23 protein-coding genes are annotated in these 24,402 nt (G+C 66.0%); 13 read left to right on the forward strand and 10 right to left on the reverse strand.

What is annotated here, in order from left to right; translation table 11 throughout:
• Positions 1–67: 67 nt before the first annotated feature.
• The 7 genes from D3H34_RS03130 to D3H34_RS03160 all read right to left on the reverse strand — a co-directional run bounded on the left by D3H34_RS03130 (position 68) and on the right by D3H34_RS03160 (position 9,444).
• Entirely contained in the window at positions 68–1,231 is a 1,164-nt protein-coding gene (locus tag D3H34_RS03130; RefSeq protein WP_119552003.1) for a serine hydrolase, read from the reverse strand.
• A 117-nt stretch (positions 1,232–1,348) separates the two neighbouring features.
• Positions 1,349–2,887, reverse strand: a complete 1,539-nt coding sequence (locus D3H34_RS03135) for a 2-isopropylmalate synthase (RefSeq protein WP_119552004.1) — start codon at positions 2,885–2,887, stop codon at positions 1,349–1,351.
• A 53-nt stretch (positions 2,888–2,940) separates the two neighbouring features.
• Positions 2,941–4,644, reverse strand: a complete 1,704-nt coding sequence (gene leuA, locus D3H34_RS03140; protein WP_119552005.1) for a 2-isopropylmalate synthase — start codon at positions 4,642–4,644, stop codon at positions 2,941–2,943.
• A gap of 208 nt (positions 4,645–4,852) precedes the next feature.
• Complete coding sequence (pssA, locus tag D3H34_RS03145) at positions 4,853–5,677, reverse strand: CDP-diacylglycerol--serine O-phosphatidyltransferase (RefSeq protein WP_119552006.1); 825 nt, start codon at positions 5,675–5,677, stop codon at positions 4,853–4,855.
• A gap of 194 nt (positions 5,678–5,871) precedes the next feature.
• Entirely contained in the window at positions 5,872–6,888 is a 1,017-nt protein-coding gene (gene ilvC / locus D3H34_RS03150; RefSeq protein WP_119552007.1) for a ketol-acid reductoisomerase, read from the reverse strand.
• Positions 6,889–7,036: 148 nt separating this feature from the next.
• Positions 7,037–7,528 (reverse strand): acetolactate synthase small subunit, encoded by a 492-nt coding sequence (gene ilvN, locus D3H34_RS03155; protein WP_062478068.1) that lies wholly within the window; start codon positions 7,526–7,528, stop codon positions 7,037–7,039.
• Positions 7,529–7,659: 131 nt separating this feature from the next.
• Positions 7,660–9,444, reverse strand: a complete 1,785-nt coding sequence (locus D3H34_RS03160; protein ID WP_119552236.1) for an acetolactate synthase 3 catalytic subunit — start codon at positions 9,442–9,444, stop codon at positions 7,660–7,662.
• Positions 9,445–9,728: 284 nt separating this feature from the next.
• Between D3H34_RS03160 and D3H34_RS03165 the strand changes: the two genes are divergently transcribed.
• Genes D3H34_RS03165 through D3H34_RS03190 form a run of 6 tightly spaced genes read left to right on the forward strand, consistent with a single transcriptional unit; the run spans position 9,729 to position 13,188 of the window.
• A complete protein-coding gene (locus tag D3H34_RS03165) occupies positions 9,729–10,295 on the forward strand; it encodes an RNA polymerase sigma factor (protein ID WP_062478063.1) in 567 nt (188 codons plus the stop codon).
• Positions 10,292–10,717, forward strand: a complete 426-nt coding sequence (locus D3H34_RS03170; protein ID WP_119552008.1) for a DUF3619 family protein — start codon at positions 10,292–10,294, stop codon at positions 10,715–10,717. The genes D3H34_RS03165 and D3H34_RS03170 overlap by 4 nt, the downstream gene beginning before the upstream one ends.
• Before the next feature lie 17 nt (positions 10,718–10,734).
• On the forward strand, positions 10,735–11,592 hold the full coding sequence (locus D3H34_RS03175; protein ID WP_119552009.1) for a DUF3106 domain-containing protein: 858 nt from the start codon (positions 10,735–10,737) through the stop codon (positions 11,590–11,592).
• A 12-nt stretch (positions 11,593–11,604) separates the two neighbouring features.
• Positions 11,605–12,171, forward strand: coding sequence for an RDD family protein (locus D3H34_RS03180; RefSeq protein WP_119552010.1), 567 nt, complete (start codon positions 11,605–11,607; stop codon positions 12,169–12,171).
• Entirely contained in the window at positions 12,168–12,566 is a 399-nt protein-coding gene (locus D3H34_RS03185; RefSeq protein WP_119552011.1) for a diacylglycerol kinase, read from the forward strand. The genes D3H34_RS03180 and D3H34_RS03185 overlap by 4 nt, the downstream gene beginning before the upstream one ends.
• Before the next feature lie 31 nt (positions 12,567–12,597).
• Positions 12,598–13,188 (forward strand): LOG family protein, encoded by a 591-nt coding sequence (locus D3H34_RS03190; RefSeq protein WP_119552012.1) that lies wholly within the window; start codon positions 12,598–12,600, stop codon positions 13,186–13,188.
• 125 nt (positions 13,189–13,313) lie between these two features.
• Here D3H34_RS03190 and D3H34_RS03195 read toward each other — a convergent pair whose 3' ends face one another.
• Positions 13,314–13,652 (reverse strand): P-II family nitrogen regulator, encoded by a 339-nt coding sequence (locus tag D3H34_RS03195; RefSeq protein ID WP_056580191.1) that lies wholly within the window; start codon positions 13,650–13,652, stop codon positions 13,314–13,316.
• A complete protein-coding gene (locus D3H34_RS03200; RefSeq protein ID WP_119552013.1) occupies positions 13,649–15,346 on the reverse strand; it encodes an NAD+ synthase in 1,698 nt (565 codons plus the stop codon). Before D3H34_RS03200 ends, D3H34_RS03195 begins: the two co-directional genes overlap by 4 nt.
• Positions 15,347–15,365: 19 nt before the next feature.
• On the opposite strand from D3H34_RS03200, the gene D3H34_RS03205 reads away from it, so the two are divergent.
• Entirely contained in the window at positions 15,366–16,601 is a 1,236-nt protein-coding gene (locus D3H34_RS03205) for a GNAT family N-acetyltransferase (RefSeq protein ID WP_119552014.1), read from the forward strand.
• A 74-nt stretch (positions 16,602–16,675) separates the two neighbouring features.
• Complete coding sequence (locus D3H34_RS03210) at positions 16,676–17,428, forward strand: hypothetical protein (protein WP_119552015.1); 753 nt, start codon at positions 16,676–16,678, stop codon at positions 17,426–17,428.
• A 49-nt stretch (positions 17,429–17,477) separates the two neighbouring features.
• Here the strand turns inward: D3H34_RS03210 and ppa are convergent, their stop codons facing one another.
• The gene (gene ppa, locus D3H34_RS03215) at positions 17,478–18,005 is read right to left on the reverse strand and encodes an inorganic diphosphatase (protein WP_007834256.1); all 528 of its coding nucleotides are present in this window, start codon (positions 18,003–18,005) and stop codon (positions 17,478–17,480) included.
• Between the two features lie 254 nt (positions 18,006–18,259).
• Here ppa and D3H34_RS03220 point away from each other — a divergent pair, with 254 nt between their 5' ends.
• From D3H34_RS03220 to D3H34_RS03240, 5 genes are all read left to right on the forward strand, one after another.
• Positions 18,260–20,776, forward strand: coding sequence for a sodium-translocating pyrophosphatase (locus D3H34_RS03220; RefSeq protein WP_119552237.1), 2,517 nt, complete (start codon positions 18,260–18,262; stop codon positions 20,774–20,776).
• A 1-nt stretch (position 20,777) separates the two neighbouring features.
• Positions 20,778–21,146 carry a nuclear transport factor 2 family protein gene (locus D3H34_RS03225; protein WP_119552016.1) on the forward strand — a complete coding sequence of 123 codons (369 nt, stop codon included), beginning with the start codon at positions 20,778–20,780 and terminating at the stop codon, positions 21,144–21,146.
• Positions 21,147–21,219: 73 nt separating this feature from the next.
• On the forward strand, positions 21,220–21,951 hold the full coding sequence (locus D3H34_RS03230) for a MerR family transcriptional regulator (RefSeq protein ID WP_119552017.1): 732 nt from the start codon (positions 21,220–21,222) through the stop codon (positions 21,949–21,951).
• Positions 21,951–23,405, forward strand: coding sequence for a TolC family protein (locus D3H34_RS03235; protein WP_286185409.1), 1,455 nt, complete (start codon positions 21,951–21,953; stop codon positions 23,403–23,405). The genes D3H34_RS03230 and D3H34_RS03235 overlap by 1 nt, the downstream gene beginning before the upstream one ends.
• Positions 23,406–23,407: 2 nt before the next feature.
• Positions 23,408–24,394: an HlyD family secretion protein gene (locus D3H34_RS03240; protein ID WP_119552018.1), complete on the forward strand. Its 987-nt coding sequence runs from the start codon at positions 23,408–23,410 to the stop codon at positions 24,392–24,394.
• Positions 24,395–24,402: the final 8 nt, after the last annotated feature.

Genomic DNA, 24,402 nt, shown 5'->3' on the forward strand with positions numbered 1-24,402 from the left:
CCGGCGAGTCAGCCGGTGGGCCCTCCACGAGGGCTGCAGGCAGCCGCCGGGCGGCCGCCGTCCTCAATCAACCAGCAACCTGGAAACCGCGCGGCCCCGACACGGCATGCGTGGCTTCGACCCAGCGGCGAACCCGCTCGGCATCGGCGATGCGGCTGAACTTGCCGGCCGAATCCAGGAACACCATGATCAGCTTGCGTCCAGCCACCTTGGCCTGCATCACGAGGCACTGGCCGGCTTCGGAGATGTAGCCGGTCTTCTGCAGGCCAATCTCCCATTCCGGGCTCTTCACGAGGCGGTTGGTGGTGTTGAACTGCAGCACGCGGTTGCCGACTTCGACCTGGTACTCCGGCGAGGTGGACAGCGAGCGGACGGTGGCGTCGGCGTAGGCGGCATTGACCAGCAGCGCCAGGTCTTGCGCGCTCGACTGGTTGCGACTCGACAGGCCGGTGGGCTCCACGTAGCGCGTGTCCTTCATGCCAAGCATGCGGGCCTTGGCATTCATGATGCTCACGAAAGTCGTCAGGCCGCCCGGGTAGGTACGACCCAGGGCATGTGCGGCGCGGTTCTCGCTGGACATCAGCGCCAGGTGCAGCAGTTCGCCGCGCGACAGCGTGGAACCGACGGTCAGGCGCGAACGGCTGCCCTTCTCGGTGTCGACGTCGTCTTGCGTGATGGTGATGAGCTCGTCGTTCGGCAGGTGGGCTTCGCTGATCAGCAGGCCCGTCATGAGCTTGGTGAGCGAGGCGATCGGCAGCACGGCGTGGTCGTTCTTGCTGAACAGCACTTCGTGGGTGTCCTGGTCGATCACCAGAGCCACGCTCGACTTCAGGTCGAGTGCGTCATCGGTACCGTGCAGACCGGCCATCTGGCCGAAGGACTGACGGGCCGGTGCCTCGACGCGCACCACCGAACGGCGCTGCACGGCAACGACGGTCTTGCCGTTCTTCTTGCGAATGGTCGCGACGACATTGCGGCCACCGCGCACCACCTTGTCGGCTTGCTCGGTACGGCTACCACGCGCCACCTTGGAAGCGGACGCATTGCGCTTGGCTTCGGCGGGCGCCTTTGCCTTCTTGGCGACAGCGGACTTGGCGGCAGCGGGCTTTTCCTTCTTCGCGGCCTGGGCGCCAGGCAACAAAAACGCCGAGGCGCACAGCGCCACGGCGAGGAACTTGAAGGCGGGTAAAAACCGCTGGATGGAAACTCGACGTAGACGGGTTTCAGGCATCAATAAATCTCCAGCGGCAACAAACGAGGACCGCAGTGTATCGAAATCAAAAAAGGCACGCAATATCAGTTACTTGCATCCTCTTCTTCATTCGAATACCAAGGAACGCCTGCAAACCTAACCTTGTGCCGCCACTCTCTCAGCTTGGCTCTGTAACTTGTTGAGCGCACTCAAATAAGCCTTTGCCGAAGCGACCACGATGTCGGGGTCTGCACCCACACCGTTGACCACCCGCCCTGCGTTTTGTAACCGGACTGTAACTTCTCCCTGGCTTTCCGTCGAGCCACTGATGGCGTTCACAGAGTAAAGAACCATCTCGGCGCCACTCTTGACGTGGGACTCGATGGCCTTGAGAGACGCGTCGACGGGCCCGTTGCCATCGGATTCACCGGTGACTTCCTTGCCGTCGACCGTGAACACGATCCTGGCCTGGGGCCGTTCGCCGGTTTCGCTGTGCTGGGACAGAGACACAAATGCAAACTGCTCACCAACGTTCGACACCTCTTCCGCGCTGACCAGCGCCAGGATGTCTTCGTCGAAAATTTCGGACTTGCGGTCAGCCAGTTCCTTGAAGCGCAGGAAGGCGGCGTTGATCTCGCCTTCGCTCTCCATGGCCACGCCCAGGTCCTGCAGGCGCTGCTTGAAGGCATTGCGGCCGCTGAGCTTGCCGAGCACGATCTTGTTGGCCGTCCAGCCCACGTCCTCGGCCCGCATGATCTCGTAGGTGTCGCGCGCCTTGAGCACGCCGTCCTGGTGGATGCCCGAGGCGTGCGCGAACGCATTGGCGCCCACCACGGCCTTGTTGGGCTGCACGACGAAGCCCGTGGTCTGGCTCACCATGCGGCTCGCGGCCACGATGTGCTGGGTGTCGATCTTCAGGTCGAGCCCGAAGTAGTCCTTGCGCGTCTTCACGGCCATGACCACTTCTTCGAGCGAGCAGTTGCCCGCGCGCTCGCCCAGGCCGTTGATCGTGCATTCGATCTGGCGCGCGCCGCCGATCTTCACGCCGGCCAGCGAATTCGCCACCGCCATGCCGAGGTCGTTGTGGCAATGCACCGACCAGATCGCCTTGTCGCTGTTCGGAATGCGCTCGCGCAGCATCTTGATGAAGTTGCCGTACAGCTCAGGGATCGCGTAGCCCACGGTGTCGGGCACGTTGATGGTGGTGGCGCCCTCGTTGATCACGGTCTCGAGCACGCGGCACAGGAAGTCCGGGTCGCTGCGGTAGCCGTCTTCGGGGCTGAACTCCACGTCGGCGATCTGGTTGCGCGCAAAGCGCACGGCCAGCTTGGCCTGCTCATGCACCTCGTCGGGCGACATGCGCAGCTTCTTTTCCATGTGCAGCGGCGAGGTCGCGATGAAGGTGTGAATGCGCCCGCGCGCCGCACCCTTGAGAGCTTCGGCCGCGCGCCCGATATCGCGGTCGTTGGCGCGCGAGAGGCCGCACACCGTCGAGTCCTTGATCGCGTTGGCGATGGCCTTCACGGCTTCGAAATCGCCGTTCGAGCTGGCAGGAAAGCCTGCTTCGATGACGTCGACCTTGAGCCGCTCCAGCAGCTTGGCAATGCGCAACTTCTCGTCGCGCGTCATCGAGGCGCCGGGCGACTGTTCGCCGTCGCGCAAGGTGGTGTCGAAAATAATGAGTTGGTCGGTCATCGTGGTTCTCCTTTGTTCATTTCCACCTTGCGCGTGCGGCTGGCTCCGGTGCGTCAGGCGACTTCAACCGCCGATTGTGCGCTGCGTGCGCCCCGGGTCCGCGCCCGCTGCACGCCCGACACGATCGCCTTCAGCGAGGCCGAGATCACGTTCGCGTCAATGCCGACGCCGAACAGCGTCTGCGATTCGTCAACGCGCAGTTCGAGGTAGGCCACCGACTTGGCATCGGCGCCCGCGCCGATGGCGTGCTGGTGGTAATCCATGACGCGCACCGTGTGGCCTGTGGCCTGGCTCAGCGCCTGCGTGAAGGCGTCGATCGGACCGTTGCCACGGCCTTCGATGGCGCGCGTTTCACCGTCCCAGGGCAGGTCGCCGCGCACCACCACCGTGGCCTCGGCGCCCTCGCCTTCTTCCTGGATCACGCGATGCTGCAAGGCCTTGGCGGTCTCGATGCCGTACTCGTTCACGAAGATCTGCCAGAGGTCGGCGGCGGTGAGTTCCTTGCCGCCCACGTCCATCACGCGCTGCACGACCTGCATGAATTCCATCTGGAGGCGGCGCGGCATCTCGAGGCCGTATTCGCTTTCGAGCAGGTAGGCCATGCCGCCCTTGCCCGACTGGCTGTTCACGCGGATCACCGCTTCGTAACTGCGGCCCACGTCCTTCGGGTCGATGGGGAGGTATGGGATGTCCCAGATGTCGCCATCCTTGCGGGCGGCGAAGGCCTTCTTGATCGCGTCCTGGTGCGAGCCCGAGAACGAGGTGTAGACAAGGTCGCCTACGTACGGATGGCGCGGGTGTACGGGAATCTGGTTGCAGTGTTCGACCGTGGCACGGATCTCGTCGATGTTCGAGAAATCGAGTTCCGGCGAGACACCCTGCGTGTAGAGGTTGAGCGCGACGTTCACGAGGTCGAGATTGCCGGTGCGCTCGCCATTGCCGAAGAGGCAGCCTTCGATGCGCTCGGCGCCGGCCATCAAGGCCAGTTCGCCGGCTGCAGTGCCGGTACCCCGGTCGTTGTGCGGGTGCACGCACAGCACGATCGAATCACGACGCTCGAGGTTGCGGTGCATCCACTCGATCATGTCCGCGAAGATGTTCGGCGTGGAATGCTCGACCGTCGTGGGCAGATTGATGATGCACTTGCGCTCGGGCGTCGGCGCCCACACGGCTGTGACTGCATCGACCACGCGCTTGGAGAAGACCACATCGGTACCCGAGAACATTTCGGGCGAGTACTGGAAGGTCCACTGCGTGTTCGGCTGCCTGGCGGCGAAGTCGTTGAACATGCGGGCGTGGGTGCTGGCGAGTTCGACGATCTGGTCTTCGTCCATCCCGAGCACCACGCGGCGCATCACGGGGGCGACCGCGTTGTAGAGGTGGACGATGGCGCGCGGTGCGCCTTGCAACGCCTCGAAGGTGCGTTCGATGAGGTGGTCGCGCGCCTGCGTGAGCACCTGGATCGTCACGTCGTCGGGAATGCGGTCTTCCTCGATGAGCTTGCGCACGAAGTCGAATTCGACCTGCGACGCCGAGGGAAAACCGACTTCGATTTCCTTGAAGCCGATGGCCACGAGCGTCTCGAACATGCGCATCTTGCGCGCGATGTCCATCGGCTCGACCAGCGCCTGGTTGCCATCGCGCAGGTCCGTCGACAGCCAGATCGGGGCCTTGGTCAGCACGGCGTCGGGCCAGGTGCGGTCCTTGAGGCCGATCGGTGCGAATGCGCGGTACTTGGCTTGAGGTTGCTTCAACATGTCGATTTCTCTGTGATGGTTGGAATTCAACCAGCAACCCCAAAAAACAAACGGCCCGTTGCTGGTGCGAACGGGCCGTGGTGAGGGATTTGCGCGCGCGCTACCGTCTCCGCCCGTGAGGGAGAGCTAGTAGGGCCAGCAGCGAAATCTTGGTCATGAGGGTTGTGAATGTAGCACAGCCTTCGCGAGCCTGTGAAGGCCCGGGACTTCAGTTGTGCAGCCCCCGCTCGTCCGGCTCTTCGGTGGACGTGCTGATCACGCTCACCGGCTGCCCCTTGGCCTTGCGCCACGCGTACACCACGTAACCACTCAGGCCGTAGGCCACAAACAGGCTGAACAGCACCGTCGGCGGATGGATATTGATGACAGCAATGCCCAACGCGATCAGCACGATCACGGCGAAGGGCACGCTCTTCTTCATCTGGATGTCCTTGAAGCTGTAGAACGGCGCGTTCGTGACCATGGTGAGGCCTGCATACAGCGTGAAGGCGAATGTGACCCAGGTGATCTGCGTCCACGAGAGGTACAACACCTCACCGCCGCGCTTGCCCCATTCGTTCACGAGCCAGATGAAGCCCGCCACGAGTGCAGCGGCCGCCGGCGACGGCAGGCCCTGGAACCAGCGCTTGTCGACCACGCCGGTGTTGACGTTGAAGCGTGCAAGCCTCAGTGCTGCACACGCGCAATACACGAAGGCCGCAATCCAGCCCCAGCGCCCCAAGCCCTTGAGCGACCATTCGTAGGCGATGAGCGCGGGCGCGGCGCCGAACGACACCATGTCGGACAGCGAATCCATCTGCTCGCCGAACGCGCTCTGCGTGTTGGTCATGCGCGCCACGCGGCCGTCCAGGCTGTCGAGAATCATCGCGGCGAACACGCCCAGCGCAGCCAGGTCGAAGCGCGCGTTCATGGCCATCACGACCGAATAGAAGCCGCCGAACAGCGCTGCCAGCGTGAACAGGTTCGGCAGGATGTAGATGCCCTTGCGACGCTTGCGCGGCTGCACATCGTCGGGGAGCGTGTCGTCATGCATTGAAATGGCCTCCGTCCCTCGTGGGAACTGCCCGATCAGCTATCCATTCGATAGCATCTTGGTCTGTAAATCGCATGCTTCGCAGTGTAGTTCAGGGGACCCGCGCACTCCCCTTCAAACGAAAGGGCCACCGCGACGGGTGGCCCTCCGAAACAGGGTGCCGAAGCACCCTCGTGGCTCTTTGCCTTTGAAGATCAGTTACGGGTCTGGTCGACCAGCTTGTTCTTCTTGATCCAGGGCATCATCGCGCGCAGCTTCTCGCCCACGATTTCGATCTGGTGCTCAGCGTTCAGGCGACGGCGGCTGATCAGCGCGGGCTGGCCGGCAGCAGCTTCGAGCACGAAGCTCTTGGCGTATTCGCCGGTCTGGATGTCACGCAGCACTTGCTTCATGACCTTCTTGGTCTCGTCGGTCACGATGCGCGGGCCCGTGACGTACTCGCCGTATTCGGCGTTGTTCGAGATCGAGTAGTTCATGTTGGCGATGCCGCCTTCATAGATCAGGTCGACGATCAGCTTCAGCTCGTGCAGGCATTCGAAGTACGCCATTTCGGGCGCGTAGCCGGCTTCCACCAGCGTTTCGAAACCGGCCTTGATCAGCTCGACCGTGCCACCGCACAGAACCGCTTGCTCGCCGAACAGGTCGGTCTCGGTTTCTTCGCGGAAGTTGGTCTCGATGATGCCGGCCTTGCCGCCGCCGTTGGCAGTGGCGTAGCTCAGCGCGAGGTCACGCGCCTTGCCGGACTTGTCCTGGTGCACGGCCACGAGGTGGGGCACGCCGCCACCCTGGGTGTACGTGCCACGCACGGTGTGGCCAGGGGCCTTGGGAGCGACCATCCACACGTCGAGGTCGGCGCGCGGCTGCACGAAGCCGTAATGCACGTTGAAGCCGTGCGCGAAGACCAGCGAAGCGCCTTCCTTGATGTTCGGGGCCACGTCGTTCTTGTAGACGGCGGCGATCTGCTCGTCGGGCAGCAGGATCATGACGACGTCGGCCGACTTCACGGCGTCAGCGACTTCAGCGACCTGCAGGCCAGCCTTGCCGACCTTGTCCCACGAAGCGCCGCCCTTGCGCAGACCGACCACGACCTTGACGCCGCTGTCGTTCAGGTTTTGCGCGTGCGCGTGACCTTGCGAGCCGTAACCGATGATGGCGACGGTCTTGCCCTTGATGAGGCTGAGGTCCGCGTCCTTGTCGTAATAAACCTTCATGATGTTCTCCAGCTAGATATGCGAGTTGCAGTGTGTTGTTGTGCCGTTCGTCCTGAGCCTGTCGAAGGGCTCAATGCAGTCCCCGCTCGCGCGGGGGCTTCGACAAGCTCAGCCCGAACGGGCAGCGACTGAGCTCCGATTCATGGCGTCAGACCCGCAGGATGCGCTCGCCGCGTCCGATGCCACTGGCGCCGGTGCGGACCGTCTCCAGAATGGCACCGCGGTCGATCGCTTCGAGGAAAGCGTCGTTCTTGCCGTGGTCGCCAGTCAGCTCGATGGTGTAGCTCTTGTCGGTCACGTCGATGATGCGGCCGCGGAAGATTTCCGCCATGCGCATCATTTCCTCGCGTTCCTTGCCGACCGCGCGCACCTTCACCATCATGAGCTCGCGCTCGGTGTAGGCGCCTTCGGTCAGATCGACCACCTTCACGACCTCGATGAGACGGTTCAGGTGCTTGGTGATCTGTTCGATCACGTCGTCCGAGCCGTTCGTGACGATGGTCATGCGCGAGAGGCTTGCGTCCTCGGTCGGCGCCACGGTCAGCGATTCGATGTTGTAGCCACGGGCCGAAAACAGGCCCACCACGCGGGAAAGAGCACCCGGCTCATTCTCCAGCAGCACTGCAATGATGTGTTTCATGTTGGCGTGACTCCTCTTTTCGCCTGCGCGGAAGCTTTCGCTTTCGCCGCCCTCCCCCGTGCACGGTAATGCGCGAGCTTGGCGGGCAATAGATTCGTCAGTAAAAAAGTTGAGCGAACAAATGTTCCGGATCAGAGATCTTCGGAACCCAGCAGCATCTCGGTGATGCCCATGCCGGCCTTGACCATCGGGAACACGTTCTCGGTGGGGTCGGTACGGAAATCCATGAACACCGTGCGGTCCTTGAGCTTGCGTGCCTCGCGCAGCGCCGGCTCCACGTCTTGTGGACGCTCGATCAGCATGCCGACGTGACCATAGGCCTCGGCGAGCTTCACGAAGTTGGGCAGCGCGTCCATGTAGCTGTGGCTGTAGCGGCCGGAGTATTCGATCTCCTGCCACTGGCGCACCATGCCCAGGTAGCGGTTGTTGAGCGAGCAGATCTTGATCGGCGTGTTGTACTGCAGGCAGGTCGAAAGCTCCTGGATGCACATCTGCACCGAACCTTCACCCGTGATGGTGAACACTTCCGAATCGGGCTTGGCGAGCTTGATGCCCATGGCGTAGGGAATGCCCACGCCCATGGTGCCCAGCCCGCCCGAATTGATCCAGCGGCGCGGCTCGTCGAAACGGTAGTACTGGGCAGCCCACATCTGGTGCTGACCAACGTCCGACGTGATGTAAGTGTCGGCGTCCTTGGTCATGTTCCAGAGCGTCTCAACCACGTACTGCGGCTTGATCACGTCCTTGTTGTCGCGGTCGTACTTCAGGCAGTCGCGCGAACGCCAGCTTTCGATGGTCTTCCACCAGTCGGCCAGCGCACCGGCGTCGGGCTTGGTGGTGCTTTCGCGGATCATCGAGATCAGCTCGGTGAGCACGTCCTTCACGTCGCCGACGATCGGGATGTCGACCTTCACGCGCTTGGAAATGCTCGACGGATCGATGTCGACGTGGATGATCTTGCGTTCGTTCTGCGCAAAGTGCTTCGGATTGCCGATCACGCGGTCGTCGAAGCGCGCACCCACGGCCAGCAGCACGTCGCAGCTCTGCATCGCGTTGTTGGCTTCGATGGTGCCGTGCATGCCCAGCATGCCCAGGAACTTGCGGTCGCTCGCCGGATAGGCACCCAGGCCCATCAGCGTGTTGGTGACCGGGTAGCCCAGCATGTCGACCAGCGTGCGCAGCTCGTTCGTGGCATTGCCCAGGAGAACGCCACCGCCGGTATAGATGTACGGGCGCTTGGCCGCCAGCAGCAATTGCAGCGCCTTGCGGATCTGCCCGCCGTGGCCCTTGCGCACCGGGTTGTACGAGCGCATCTCGACTTTGTCGGGGTAGCCGCTGTACGGAATCTTCTTGAAGGACACGTCCTTCGGCACGTCCACCACCACAGGGCCGGGACGGCCGCTGCGTGCGATGTGGAAGGCCTTCTTCATCGTCATGGCCAGATCCTTCGGATCCTTGACGAGGAAGTTGTGCTTGACGATGGGACGCGTGATGCCGACCGTGTCGCACTCCTGGAAAGCATCGAGGCCGATGGCGGCCGTCGGCACTTGGCCGGAAATGATCACCATCGGGATCGAATCCATGTACGCCGTCGCGATGCCGGTGACCGCATTGGTCAGGCCGGGACCGGAAGTGACCAGCGCCACGCCGACTTCGCCCGTCGCACGCGCATAGCCGTCGGCTGCGTGAACGGCGGCCTGCTCGTGGCGCACCAGCACGTGCTGGATGGTGTCCTGCTTGTAGAACGCGTCGTAGATGTAGAGAACCGCGCCGCCCGGGTAGCCCCAGATGTACTGGACGCCTTCGGCCTGCAGTGCCTTGACCAGCACTTCAGCGCCCATGAGTTCTTGCGTGCTGTTGCCGGCGCCAGAGGACGCGGCTGCTGCGGATGCGAGTTCCGCCTTCGAGATTTCCATGATCAACCTTTGTGTTTTTTCGGGAACGAAAAACCTTGGGTGCCCCTTGCCAGCCCTTGTGGGGCCGCGCCAGGACTTGAGGCCAAAGCCATGAGCGGACTGATGTTCCGCCGGACCGTGACCCGTTTGCCTTTTGACTTGCAAGGCGGATTATGACACTACCGGCGCGTTCAGACTGGCTTCAGGTGCCTTGTCTTGGCACAAAGGCATAATCCGCGGCATAAAAAACATGAGCGTTCGCCAAACATCCTCCCCACGCGGCGCGCCCCGCCGCCCCCTCTCGCTTGGCTACTGAACACGAACTCTCCGACTTCCTGAAAAACGTCGAACGACGGGCCTTCAAGCGCTCGGTCTACCACGTGCGGGACGAAGAAGCGGCCTTGGACATCGTGCAGGACAGCATGATGAAACTGGCGCAGCACTACGGCGACAAACCCGCCGAGGAACTGCCCATGCTGTTCCAGCGCATCCTGTCGAACTGCACGCTCGACTGGTTCCGCCGCCAGAAGACCCGCCGCGCCCTTTTCTCCAACCTCAGCGACTTCGAACCGGCCGACAACGGCGAGGATTTCGATCTGCTGGAGAACTTTGTCTCGCCAACCGACTCCAGGGAATCGGAGAGCGCCGAAGACACCACCCGCCGCAGCCAGGTCTTTCACGAGATCGAAGAACAGATCGCAGCGTTGCCCGGCCGTCAACGCGAGGCTTTCCTGATGCGTTACTGGGAGGAAATGGACGTCGCAGAGACGGCCGCCGCAATGGGATGCTCCGAGGGCAGCGTCAAAACCCATTGTTCGCGAGCTGTCCACGCTCTGAGCAAGGCGCTCAAGGCCAAGGGAATTTCGCTATGAACACTAAGGTTCCAACCTCTCAATCCAACGCTGCAGAAGATCGCTTCGGCCAACGACTGGCGGCCCGGCTGTCGGACGGCAACCAAGCGTTGCCGCACGACATCAGCGAGCGCCTGCGCATTGCCCGCGCGCAAGCCGTGGCTGCGCGCAAGCAGGTGCCCCAGTTGCGCACTGCGCCCGTTGCGATCCAGTCGGGCCACACAGTCACGCTGGGCGGCAGTTGGTGGACCCGCATCGGTTCCGTGGTACCCCTGATCGCGCTGGTGGCCGGCCTGATCACCATCAGCGTGATGCAGGACGACGACCGCGCCAGCGAACTCGCCGAGGTCGACTCGGCCCTGCTGACGGGCGACCTGCCGCCCGCGGCCTACACCGATCCCGGCTTCGCCCAATTCCTGAAGGCCGACAGCGCTTCCGATTGAACACCCTCCTCGACCGAATGCGCCGCCGCTCCGTTTTCCGTGCGGAAGCCCTGCTTCCGCTGCGCCCGCTCAAGGCGGGCGTTGTCGTTTGGGCAAGTGCGCTGGCAACCGCCACTTTCGGCCTGACGCTGGCCGGCGCGCAAACGCTGTCCGAGACCACCAAGTCCGTCGCGCCCGCCACAACCATCCACGGTGCAGCAAGCCCCAAGGCCGTCGCTACGACCAAGCCGCTCTGGAGCGACCTCACCGCCGAGCAGCAGCTGTCCCTGAAGCCGCTGGCCGCTCACTGGAACACACTGAATATCGGCCAGAAGCGCAAGTGGCTGGCGCTGTCGCGCAACTACGCGAACATGCCCGCCGACGACCAGGTCACGCTGCACAGCCGCATGATCGAATGGGCAGCCCTGAGCAACCAGCAGCGCGCGCAGGCCCGCCTGAACTTCGCCGAGGTCAAGCGCGTTCCAGCCGACGAGCGCAAGCTCAAATGGGAGCAGTACCAGGCGCTGAGCGAAGAAGAAAAGCGCAAGCTGGCCGAGCGCGCACCGCCCAAGCCACGCGGAGCCGCCCTGCCGGTACGGCCGGTTTCGGCGCAGAAACTCGTGCCCGTCCCGGCAGTCACACCGCCTGGACAGCACACACCCCGCATCGTGCCGGCGACGCTCCCCACGCCCGTGCTGCCGTCTGCAGCCGTCGTGGTGAGTTCACCAGCCACACCACCCGCCCCTCCGGAGCGCGCCCCCGCTGCGGCTGGCACCGCAGCAGCCCCGGCCGCCTCTGCACCGGGCAACCTCACGCCACCGCCCGTGCCCGCCGAAGCCCAGGTGCCGGCGCCGTCCGCGGCAACGGCACCCGCCGCTTCGTCTTCTGCCCCCTGACCGAAGGTTTCGATGGTTTCCAGTTCTCCCGAGACCTCGGGACCCGGCCAGCCCGCCTCGCCCTCTGCCTCCGCTCCCAACGCACCCGCCGCCGCAGTGCCCGGCCTGTGGCGGCGCATGGCTTGCTGGCTCTATGAAGGCATGTTGCTGTTCGCGGTCGTGTTCGTGTCCGGCTGGCTATTCAGCACGCTGGGCCAGATGCGCGACGCCATGGATGAGCGGCGACACCTGCTCCAGGCTTTTCTCTTCGTGGTGTTCGGCGTCTACTTCGTCTGGTTCTGGGCCAAGGGGCAGACGCTGGCCATGAAGACTTGGAACATCCGCATCGTCGACTGTCATGGCCAGCCGGTCACGCAGGGCCGCGCGCTGGGGCGCTACCTGTTGAGCTGGATCTGGTTCCTGCCGCCGCTCGCCGCCATCGCCCCATTCAAGCTGTCGGGCGGCGAATCGACTGTGCTGATCTTCGGCTGGGTCGCCGTCTGGGCCCTGCTGGCCCGTTTTCACCCCGATCGCCAGTTCTGGCACGACGCCTGGGCCGGCACGCGGCTCATCACCTCCAAGCCGATGAGCCGCCAATGAGTGCCTTGCCCGACCCCGCCGTGAACCCCCAGAAGGCCCGCAAGGGCTTCGAGCGCGTCTGGCATGCCACCCTGATCTCGCTGCACGGCCTGCGCGCCGGCTGGAGCGAGCCGGCATTCCGCCAGGAAGCGATCCTGTCGATGCTCATGATCCCGGCCGCCTTCTGGCTCGGGCGCAGCTGGGTGGAGGTGGCGTTGCTTGCCGGCAGCGCCGTCCTCGTGATGATCGTCGAGCTGCTCAACACCGCCGTCGAAGCCGCCATCGACCGCATCGGGCCCGAGTGGCACGACCTCTCCAAGCGCGCAAAGGACATGGGCAGCGCCGCTGTCCTGCTGTCGCTCACGCTGTGCGGCGGCATCTGGGCCGCGGCCCTGTGGCAACGCTTCGTGTCATGAGCGGGTCTGCCGCCTGCGGCATGATCGCGGCATGACCCCTGAATTTTCGATTTGCGTGTATTGCGGCTCGCGCCCCGGCGAGCGCCCCGAGTTTTCCCAGGCCGCGCAGGCCGTGGGCCAATGGATCGGCCAGAACGGCGGCCAGCTGGTCTACGGCGGCGGCCGCACCGGCCTGATGGGCACGGTGGCCGAGGCCACGCGCATGGCTGGCGGCCGCGTCGTCGGCATCATCCCCAAGGCCCTGGTCGACAAGGAACTGGCCAACCCGCTGTGCGACGAACTGCATGTGGTCGACACCATGCATGAGCGCAAAGCCATGATGGGCGAGCGCGCCGACGCCTTTCTCGCGATGGCGGGCGGCATCGGCACCTTTGAAGAACTGTTCGAGATCTGGACCTGGCGCCAGCTCGGCTACCACGACAAGCCGACCGGCATCCTCAACACCGCCGGCTACTACGACGGCCTGCTGAGCTTCCTGGCGCACAGCGTGCGCGAGGGCTTCATGGGTGAATGGCAGATGGACCTGGTCCGCAACGGCACCGATGTCCAGCAACTGCTGACCGCCCTGCGAGCGGAAGTGCCCCTGCACCCCCGCGAAGACCGCCTGTCAGAAAACCTCTGACCAGAACGGCGGGCCCCGGGCTCATTCCAGAAACACCGAGGAACCGGCTCCGCCGGGCCTCAGGTGTTGCCCCCGGCAGGGGGTTGGCGAAGCGACACGAAGTGCGCGCAGCCTGGGGGCGAGCTTCAGACTGCGTTTTCGTTTTCTTCGCCGGTGCGGATGCGCACGATGCGCTCCACCTCGGTCACGAAGATCTTGCCGTCGCCGATCTTGCCCGTGCGTGCCGAGCTGACGATGGCCTCGATGCAGCGCTCCACGTCGCTCTCGTTGACGACCACTTCGACCTTCATCTTGGGCAGGAAATCGACCACGTACTCGGCGCCGCGGTACAGCTCGGTGTGGCCCTTCTGGCGGCCGAAGCCCTTGACCTCGGTCACCGTGAGGCCGGTGACGCCCACTTCGGCCAAGGCTTCGCGCACGTCCTCGAGCTTGAAGGGTTTGACGATGGCGGTGATCTGCTTCATGGGTTTTGTGCTCCGGCGGTTTCGTTGAACTTGCTGGTGATAGGGTAACGCCAATCCTTGCCGAAGCTTCGGTGGGTGACCCGGATGCCTACCGGCGCCTGGCGCCGCTTGTATTCGTTGATCCTGATGAGCCGCGCAACCCGTTCGACCACGGCGCGGTCATAGCCCGCGGCAATGATCTCGTCGATGCCCTCATCGTCCTGCATGTAGCGTGCCAGGATGCCGTCGAGCACGTCGTAGGGCGGCAGGCTGTCCTGGTCGGTCTGGTCGGGGCGCAGCTCGGCGCTCGGGGGACGCGTGATGATGCGCTCGGGAATCGGCGCTGCGCCGGTGCCGTAGGGGTCGTGGGCGTTGCGCCAGCGTGCCAGCGCGAACACCGTGGTCTTGAGCAGGTCCTTGATGACCGCGAAGCCGCCCGCCATGTCGCCGTAGAGCGTGCAATAGCCGGTGGCCATCTCGCTCTTGTTGCCGGTGGTCAGCACGATCGCGCCGAACTTGTTCGACAACCCCATGAGCAGCGTGCCGCGGATGCGGGCCTGGATGTTCTCCTCGGCCGTGTCTTCCGGCCGACCCTTGAACTCCTCGGCCAGCGCGGTCTTGAAGGACTCGAAGGTGTGCTCGATCGAAATCTCGTCGTAGCGCACGCCCAGCCGGCCGGCCATGTCCCGCGCATCGATCCAGCTGATGTCGGCCGTGTAGGGCGACGGCATCATCACCGCGCGGACCTTGTCCTTGCCCAGCGCGTCGACCGCGATCGCGAGCACCAGCGCGGAGTCGATACCACCCGAGAGCCCAAGGATCGCGCCCGGAAAACCGTTCTTGCCGATGTAGTCGCGCACACCGAGCACCAGCGCATCCCACAGCTGCGCCTCGGCGTCGCGCGGCGCGGCAATGGCTGAAGGGTCGGCCACGACGCCGACACTGCCCTGCGCCCCGCGTGCGAGCTCCATGAAGACCAGCCGTTCGCGGAAGCTCTCGGCCTGCGCGACCAGCGTGCCGTCGGCCTGCAGCGCGAACGAGGCGCCGTCGAACACCACCTCGTCCTGACCGCCCACCAGGTGCGCGTAGACCAGCGGCAGGCCCACGGCGCGCGCGCGGTCGGCCATGCGCGCCACGCGCTCCCCCTCCTTGCCCACGTGGTACGGCGAGGCATTGATCACCGCCAGCACCTCGGCGCCGCCATCGCGCGCCAGTTCGGCCGGCGCGTCGAACCACGCGTCTTCGCAGATCAGCAGGCCGACCGACACGCCGCCCGCCTCGAACACGCAGGTGCCCTGCCCCGGCGTGAAGTAACGGCGCTCGTCGAACACCTGGTAGTTCGGCAACTCGCGCTTGGCATAGGTTTCGAGGATGCGGCCTTCCTTGATGACGCTGGCCGCGTTGTGGCGCAACTGCACGGCCACCGAGCGGCTGCGCAGGCTGCCGCCGCTGGGATGCCCCACCACCACGACCATGTCTTTGAGATCGGCCAGCGCAGCGGCGATGCCTTTCACGGCATCATCACAGGCTTCGGTGAAGGCGGGACGGAGGAACAGGTCCTCCGCCGCATAGCCGGCAATGGAGAGTTCGGGGGTCAGCAGAAGCCGCGCGCCTTGCGCATGGGCTTCGCGTGCGGCGCCGACGATCTTCTGCGCATTGCCGACGAGGTCGCCCACCACAAAATTCAGTTGCGCAATGGCGAGCTTGAGCGTCATACAGAAGGAAGAAAAAGGCTTGAACGATTATGTCATTCGGGTTCTGGCGTCGCCGTCGGACATCGACCCGCAAGCCTGGAACGCACTGCTCGCCGCGCAGGCCGAGCCCTCGCCCTTCATGCGCCACGAATACCTCGCGGCCATGCACGACAGCGGCAGCGCCTCGCCCGAGCGCGGATGGACGCCGCAGTTCGTCACGCTGTGGCGCGGCCAGGTGCTCGAAGCCGCCTGCGCGCTCTACCTCAAGGACCATTCCTACGGCGAGTACGTGTTCGACTGGGCCTGGGCCAACGCCTACGAACAGCACGGGCTCGCCTACTACCCGAAGGCAGTCGTGGCAGCGCCCTTCACACCCGTGCCCGGCGCCCGGCTGCTGGCGCGCGATGAGCAAAGCCGCACGCTGCTGGTGCAGGGGCTGGTGGCCGTGTGCAAGGAACAGGAACTTTCGTCTCTGCACTTGCTGTTCGGCGCCGATGCCGACATCGCCGCGTGCACCGAAGCCGGGCTCATGCTGCGCCACACGGTGCAGTTCCATTGGACGAATGTGGCCCCCGCGCTCGGCACTGACGTGTCCTCGCTGCCCCCCGAGGGGGCGCGTTTCGCCTTGGGGCGGCCCGGCGGCGAAACCGGCTACGCCGACTTCGACGCCTTCCTCGCGAGCCTTTCACACGACAAGCGCAAGAAGATCCGCCAGGAGCGCCGCAAGGTCGCCGAGGCCGGCGTCAGTTTCCGCTGGTCGCGCGGCACCGACATCTCCAAGGCGGACTGGGATTTCTTCTACCGCTGCTACGAACGCACCTACCGTGAACACGGCAACCCGCCCTACCTCACGCGCGACTTCTTCCAGCGCATGGCTGACACGCTGCCCGAGGCGTGGCTGCTGTTCGTCGCGGAGCGCGACGGACGCCCCATCGCCACCAGCCTGATCGCGCTCTCTGCGGACGAAGCCCACCCGCTGGTGGCCTATGGCCGCTACTGGGGCGCGCTGGAACGCGTCGACTGCCTGCACTTCGAGGCCTGCTACTACCAGCCGACCGCCTGGTGCATCGCGCACGGCGCAGCGCGCTTCGAAGGCGGCGCGCAGGGCGAGCACAAGATGGCGCGCGCACTGATGCCAGTACGCACCACCAGCGCCCACTGGCTCGCGCATCCGTCGTTCGCGGACGCGGTCGAGCGCTTCCTCGAGCGCGAAGGCGCGGGCATCGAGAACTACCTGGACCACCTCGGCGAGCGCAGTCCGTTCAAGGCTGCCTGATCAGGCGGGGTGCAAGGGGCTGCTATAAAGCCCCGGCACTCAAACAACCAGGCACAACACACAGGGAGGCTCCGATGCCATTCGTCGGACTGGGACTTCACATCCTCATCGCGCTGTACTTCGCCGTGCATGCCATGCGCCACGGCAAGCAGATGTACTGGCTGATCATCCTTTTCAGCTTTCCGCTGTTCGGCAGCATCGTGTACTTCGTGGTCGAGTACCTGCCGGCGTCGCGCATGCAGCGCACTGCCGGCAAGGTGGCCAGCGCGGCGATCGGCTTCATCGACCCCGAACGCGAATACCGCGCCGCCGCCGATGCCTACGACCTGGCGCCCACGGCACAGAACAAGCTGCGGCTGGCCAAGGCCGCGCTGGACCGCGGTCAGGCAGCCGATGCCGTCGGGCACTACCGCGACGCGCTGAAAGGCCCCTTCGCCTCCGACCCCGAGCTGCAGTTCGGACTGGCCAGCGCGCTGATCGCCGAAGGCAGCCCGACCTCGGCCCGCGAGGCACAACAAGCCCTGCAGGCCCTGCGTGCCACGCGCGACGACTACCGCAAGGACGAGGTCGCCGTGCTGAGCGCCCGCGCGCTCGCCGCCGAGGGCCGCACGCAGGAAGCGCGCGAAGCCTTCGAGACCGCGCTGAGCAAGTACAACACCGTGGAAACGCGCGCCCGCTACATCGCATGGCTGGCGCAGCAAGGCGACACGGCCGGCGCGCAGCGCCAATGGGACGAGCTGCAGCAGGCCGCGCGCCACTGGAACTCACATGCGCGCACCGTCAACCGCGAGTGGATGCGGCTGGCGGGCGATGCGGTCCGGGGCTGACGGCCCGGAGCATCCAGGCCGCCCTTCAAGCGGAAAAATTACTTACTGATTACTTCTTGTACGCGGCGATGCCGTCAAGAACTTCCTTCTTGGCGGCGTCGATGCCTTCCCAGCCCAGCACCTTGACCCACTTGCCGGCTTCCAGGTCCTTGTAGTGCTCGAAGAAGTGGCTGATGGCCTTCAGGCGCATCGGGTTCACGTCGTCGACCGACTTCCAGTGGCTGTAGATCGGCAGCACCTTGTCGGTGGGCACGGCCAGCACCTTGCCGTCGACGCCGGCTTCGTCTTCCATCATCAGGATGCCCAGGGGGCGGCAGGGCACGACCACGCCCGGCAGCAGCGGGTACGGGGCGATCACCAGCACGTCGACCGGGTCGCCGTCGCCCGACAGGGTCTGCGGCACGTAGCCGTAGTTGGCGGGGTAGTACATGGCCGTCGTCATGAAGCGGTCCACGAAGATCGCGCCGGATTCCTTGTCGACTTCGTACTTGATCGGGTCGGCGTTCATCGGGATTTCGATCACGACGTTGAAGGCGTCGGGGACGTTCTTGCCGGGGGAGACTTTGTCGAAGGACATGACGTTTTTCGAGTAGTTGAAAAGTATGAGACGGATGGGGACAAACCCGGAGTTTACTTTCCGTGTCACGGGCCGGTCGCACGCGTGTGTGTTTTTGCCTGTAAATTGCAACCGTTGGCCAATCGGCTCCGCACCTCCGGTGCAGTGAGCTTCGAGGAAGCAACGCGGCGGAGAACATGGTCCCGTACGCGTTGCGCGCAGGGCCCAGGCTGTCCGTCTCCACAAGTCACAACGAACGAATGGAGAAGCAAAGCATGAGCGGCAACACCCCCCTGATACTTGCCATCGTCTGCGGCCTCGTGGCCGTGGGCTACGGTTTCTGGGCCCGAAGTTGGATTCTCGCCAAGGACCCGGGCAACGCCCGGATGCAGGAAATCGCCGCGGCCATCCAGGCCGGCGCCTCCGCCTACCTTGCCAAGCAATACACCACCATCGCGGTGGTCGGCGTGGTGCTCGCGGTGCTCATCGCCCTTTTCCTCGACCTGACCACCGCCGTCGGCTTCGTCGTGGGCGCAGTGCTTTCGGGCGCCTGCGGCTTCATCGGCATGAACGTGTCCGTGCGCGCCAACGTGCGCACCGCACAGGCCGCCACCAAGGGCATCGGCCCGGCGCTCGACGTGGCGTTCCGCGGCGGCGCCATCACCGGCATGCTGGTGGTGGGCCTGGGCCTGCTGGGCGTGACGGGCTTCTACTGGTTCCTGGCCGGCAGCGCGCCCAAGGCGGACCACAGCCTGGCGGCCATCCTCAATCCGCTGATCGGCTTTGCCTTCGGCTCCTCGCTGATCTCGATCTTCGCGCGGCTGGGCGGCGGCATCTTCACCAAGGGCGCCGACGTCGGCGCCGACCTGGTGGGCAAGGTCGAAGCCGGCATTCCGGAAGACGACCCGCGCAACCCGGCGGTGATCGCCGACAACGTGGGCGACAACGTCGGCGACTGCGCCGGCATGGCGGCCGACCTGTTCGAGACCTACGCGGTGACGCTCATCGCCACCATGGTGCTGGGCGCGCTCATGGTCACGGCCGCGCCGCTGAACGCGGTGCTGTACCCGCTCGCGCTGGGCGGCGTGTCGATCGTCGCGTCGATCATCGGCTGCTTCTTCGTGAAGGCCTCCCCGGGCATGGTCAACGTGATGCCGGCGCTCTACAAGGGGCTGGCGGTGGCAGGCATCCTGTCGCTGATCGCGTTCTGGTTCGTCACGAGCTGGATCGTCCCCGACAACGCCATCAGCGCCAGCGGCAGCCAGCTGAAGCTGTTCGGCGCCTGCTTCGTGGGCCTGGCGCTCACGGCTGCGCTGGTGTGGGTCACCGAGTACTACACCGGCACGCAGTACAAGCCCGTGCAGCACATCGCACAGGCCTCGACCACGGGCCACGGCACCAACATCATCGCGGGCCTGGGCGTGTCGATGCGTTCGACGGCCTGGCCGGTGATCTTCGTGTGCATCGCGATCCTGGCCTCCTACGCACTCGCGGGCCTCTATGGCATTGCGGTCGCCGCGACCTCGATGCTGAGCATGGCCGGCATCGTGGTGGCGCTCGACGCCTACGGCCCGATCACCGACAACGCAGGCGGCATCGCCGAGATGAGCGAGCTGCCCGCCAGCGTGCGCGACATCACTGACCCGCTCGACGCGGTGGGCAACACCACCAAGGCCGTGACCAAGGGCTACGCCATCGGCTCGGCCGGCCTTGCCTCGCTGGTGCTCTTTGCCGACTACACCCACAAGCTGGAGAGCTTCGGCCAGGCCATCAGCTTCAACCTGAGCGACCCGATGGTGATCGTGGGCCTGTTCATCGGCGGGCTGATTCCCTACCTCTTCGGCGCGATGGCCATGGAGGCCGTGGGCCGCGCGGCCGGTGCGGTGGTGGAAGAAGTGCGCCGCCAGTTCCGCGACATCCCCGGCATCATGGAAGGCACAGGCAAGCCCGAGTACGGCAAGGCCGTGGGCATGCTGACCGGCGCGGCCATCAAGGAAATGATGATCCCGTCGCTGCTGCCGGTGGTGGTGCCGATCCTGGTCGGCCTGCTGCTGGGACCGAAGGCGCTGGGCGGCCTGCTGATGGGCACCATCGTCACGGGCCTCTTCGTCGCCATCTCGATGTGCACGGGTGGCGGCGCATGGGACAACGCCAAGAAGTACATCGAGGACGGCCACCACGGCGGCAAGGGCTCCGAGGCGCACAAGGCGGCCGTCACCGGCGACACCGTGGGCGACCCCTACAAGGACACGGCCGGCCCGGCGGTGAACCCGCTGATCAAGATCATCAACATCGTCGCGCTGCTGATCGTGCCGCTGGTGGTCAAGTTCCACGCCGGCGATGCGGCAGCGGCGGTACCGGCCAAGGTCGAGACGCCGCCCGCGGCGACTGCGCCCGCAGCGGCAGCACCGGCGGCCACGCCGGCCGCCACCCTCGCCTCGGCAGCCGCGGGGGCCACCGAGGCCGCGGCGGTGAAGGTCGAGAACGGCGTCGTGAAGTTCTACTTCGCGAGCGCCAGCGCCGAGGTGGCGCCCAACGCCAAGGAGGCGCTGGCCGATGTCATCAAGGCGGTGCAAAGCGGCAGCACCGTGCTGGTGAGCGGCTACCACGACGCCAGCGGCGACCCGGCCAAGAACGCCGAGCTGGCCAAGCAGCGCGCCATGGCCGTGCGCGACGCCATCAAGGCGGCGGGCGCAGCCGAGGACAAGATCGAGCTGGCCAAGCCCGAGCAGTCGCAGGCCGATGGCCCAGCGTCGGAAGCGCGACGGGTCGAAGTGAAAGTGAAGTCCTGACATGCCCTCGCCCGCCCGGCTCGAAGCCTTCATTGCCGCCGTCGAAGGCGGCGCGCATGCCCAAGCGATCGAAGACTTCTACACGGAAGACGCCACCATGCGCGAGAACCAGGCCGAGCCGCGGCGCGGGCGCAGCACGCTGGTCGCGCAGGAAAGCGCCGTGCTCGCGCGCACCGAGTCGGTCGTGTCGACCTGCGTGCGGCCGGTGCTGGTGAACGGCGACCACGTCGCCATCCACTGGATCTTCGAGTTCGCCTTCAAGGACGGACGCCAGATGCGCATGGAAGAGATCGCCTGGCAGCGCTGGGACGGCGAGCGCATCGCCGAAGAACAGTTCTTCTACGACCCGGCGCAGCGCAAGCCGGGCTGAGGATGCGGCGCCCGGACCGTGCGATCCGGGCTGGTTTTATGCAACATTTTCGATGTAACATTGAAACTGTCACATGAACGCATCCACCGCCACCCCCGACTCCTCCGCCCTCCAGGACCTCTCCATCGAGGCCCTGGCGGCGCGCACGGGCGTCACGGTGCGCAACATCCGCGCCTACACGACGGGCGGCCTGCTGCCGCCGCCAAGGCTGCAGGGCCGGCTCGGCCTGTACGGCCCCGATCACATTCAACGCCTGGCGCTGATCCGCGAACTGCGTGAACAGGGCTTCGGCATCGAGGCGATCCGCCGCATCTTCGCGCGCGCACCGGCCTCCACCTGGCCCGACCTGCTGGCCGTGGCCCGCTCGGTATCGGGCAGCCTGTTCGCCGAAGAAACGCCGGTCGTGGTGTCGGCTCAGGCGCTGGCCACCAAGTGGCAAGGCCAGATGACACCCGCCCTGCTCGGCCGCGCCACCCGGGCCGGCCTCATGCGCGAGCTGCCCGACGGCCAGGTGCAGGTGCTGAGCCCGGCACTCGGGCAGGTGGCCGAGCAGCTCGCCGCACTGGGGCTGCCGCTCGAGGCGGTCATCGGCATGCAGGAAACCATGGTCCGCACGCTGCGCACCGTCGCGCGGCGCTGGCTGCGCACACTGGCCGACAGCCTGCTCTCCGGCGATGCACTCGATGCCGGCCGCGCCGCGCAGCTGCTCGAGAAAGCCCGGCCGCTGGCCACCGGGGCGGTGCAGGCCGCCTTTCCCGTGATCCTGCAGCAGGAGCTCGACGCCCTGCTGCACAAGACCGCCTGATGCCGATGACACGCCCACCTCCTCGCCCGCACGTTGCTCTTCTTCCGACCCTGCTGTTGTCGCTGCTGCCGGCCCTCGCGGGCAGTGCGGCCTTTGCGCAGCAGCAGCCCCGAAGCGATAGCGCCCTGGCGCTGAGCTTCGACGCCGCGCGCCAGCGCATGGTCGAGCGCTCCGACAAGCTGGCCGCCGCGCGCATCGCCGTCGAGGCCAAGGAACTGCAGAGCGAAGGCGTCAAGCGCCTCGGGGGGCCCGTGGTCAGCATCTCGGGGCTGGCCTATGCGTACAACGCGAACCTGAACCTCGACCTCGACCCGCTCAATCAGAAGCTCGGCCAGATCGGCTCGTCGCTGCCGCCGTCGATCCAGAGCTTCATCTCGCGCGTGCCGATTCCGCAGCTGCCCAACAGCTACACGCTGAACCGCCACGACACCGGTGCCAACGCCTCGGTGTCGGCGGTGTGGCCGCTCTACCTGGGCGGCGCGACCGATGCGGTGCGCGGTTTTGTCTCGGCCCAGACGCGCGAAGCGCAGGCCGACGCCGAACAAGCCGGCCACGAAGTCGACACGCTGCTCGTGCAGCGCTACTTCGGCGCCCAGCTCGCGCAGCGCGCCGCCACGTTGCGCCTGCAGGCCGAGCGCACCATCGCCCAGCACGACGCGGCGGCGCAGAAGATGCTCGCGGCCGGCGTGATCTCGCGCGTGGAGCGGCTGCAGGCCAGCGCCGCCTACGAAGAGGCGCGCCGCAACGCCCGCAAGGCCGAGAACGACGCCGCACTGGCGGCCGTGGCGCTGGCGCACACCGTGCGGGCCGAAGGCAGCGTCACGCCGCAGACGCCGCTGTTCCTCATCAGCGCGCCGATCGAACCGCTCGGGCACTTCATCGATGCGGCGCTCACGCGGCATCCGGGCCTGGGCAAGGTTGCGGCCAAGAAGGCGCAGGCCGAGCAGCTGCACGAAGGCGAGGAAGCCTTGCGCCGTCCGCAGGTGATCGCGTTCGGCACGCGCGAGATCAAGAGCGGCAACGCCGACTGGGTGGCCGGCCTCGGCGTTCGCTGGACGCTGTACGACTCGGTCGACCGCAATGCCTTGTCGGCCGCCTCGCACAAGCAGGTCGAACAGGCCGAGCGCACCGACCTGCAGGCGCGCAGCGACATCTCGCTGCTGGTCGAACGCAACTGGCGCGCGCTGGACAACGCGCGCCGCCAGTACCTCGAGATGAAAGCCTCGGTCGAACTCGCGCAGGAGGTGGTCAAGCTGCGCACCGCCGGGCTGCGCGAAGGCACCAGCACCACGCTCGACCTGATCGACGCCGAGACCAACCAGGCCAAGGTGCTGACCGAACGCGCGCAGGCCGCCAACGACTACGTGCAGGCGCTCGCGCAACTGCTCGAGAGCGCGGGCCTGTCCGAGACTTTTTCCGACTACATCGCGCGCGCCGACGTGAAGGTGAACTGACCATGATGAGTGCCAAGACCCGAAAACTGATCGCCATCGCCGCTGCATTGCTCGTGCTGGTGCTGCTCGTCTGGGGCTTCTGGCGCGCCGCCCAGCCAGCGCCCGAGGTGTTCCAGGGCCAGATGGAAGCGCGCGAAACCGACGTGGCCGGCAAGGTCACGGCGCGCATCGCCGAAGTGGCGGTGAAGGAAGGCGATCGCATCCAGGCCGGCGCCCTGCTGGTGCGCATGGACAGCCCCGAGGTGCGCGCCAAGCTCGCGCAGGCCACCGCCGCCGAACAGGCCGCGCAGGCCGTGGCCGACAAGGCGCAGAACGGCGCCCGCCCGCAAGAGATCGAAATGGCGCGCATGCAATGGCAGCGCGCCGAAACCGCCGCACAGCTCGCGCAGACCTCATTCCGCCGTGTCGACGGCCTGGCGCGCGACGGCCTCGTGGCCGACCAGAAGCGCGACGAGGCCGAGGCCAACTGGAAGGCCTCGCGCGACGCCGCTGTGGCGGCCAAGGCCCAGTACGACATGGCGCGCACCGGCGCCCGCCCCGAGGACAAGGCCGCCGCCAGCGCGCAGGCGCGGCAGGTGGCCGGCGTGGTGGCCGAGGTGGAGGCCGCCAAGGCCGAGACCGAACTGCGCAGCCCGGTCGCCGGCGAAGTGGCCAAGGTGCTCGCCAAGGTCGGCGAACTCTCGCCGCAGGGCGTGGCGGTGGTCACGGTGGTCGACCTGAACGACCAGTGGGTGGTGCTGAACGTGCGCGAAGACCGGCTGGCCCGCTTCGCGCTCGACAAGGAATTCGACGCTCGCCTGCCCGCCCTGCCCGAAGACCGGCGCACCGCCCGCTTCAAGGTCTACTACAGCGGCGTGCTGCCCGACTTCGCCACCTGGCGCGCCACGCGCGGCGGCGCCGGCTTCGACGTGCGCACCTTCGAGGTCCGCGCCCGCCCGCTCAAGCCGATCGAGGGTGCGCGCCCCGGCATGAGCGTGCTGGTGGACTGAGCCCCTAT

Source organism: Acidovorax cavernicola (assembly GCF_003581445.1).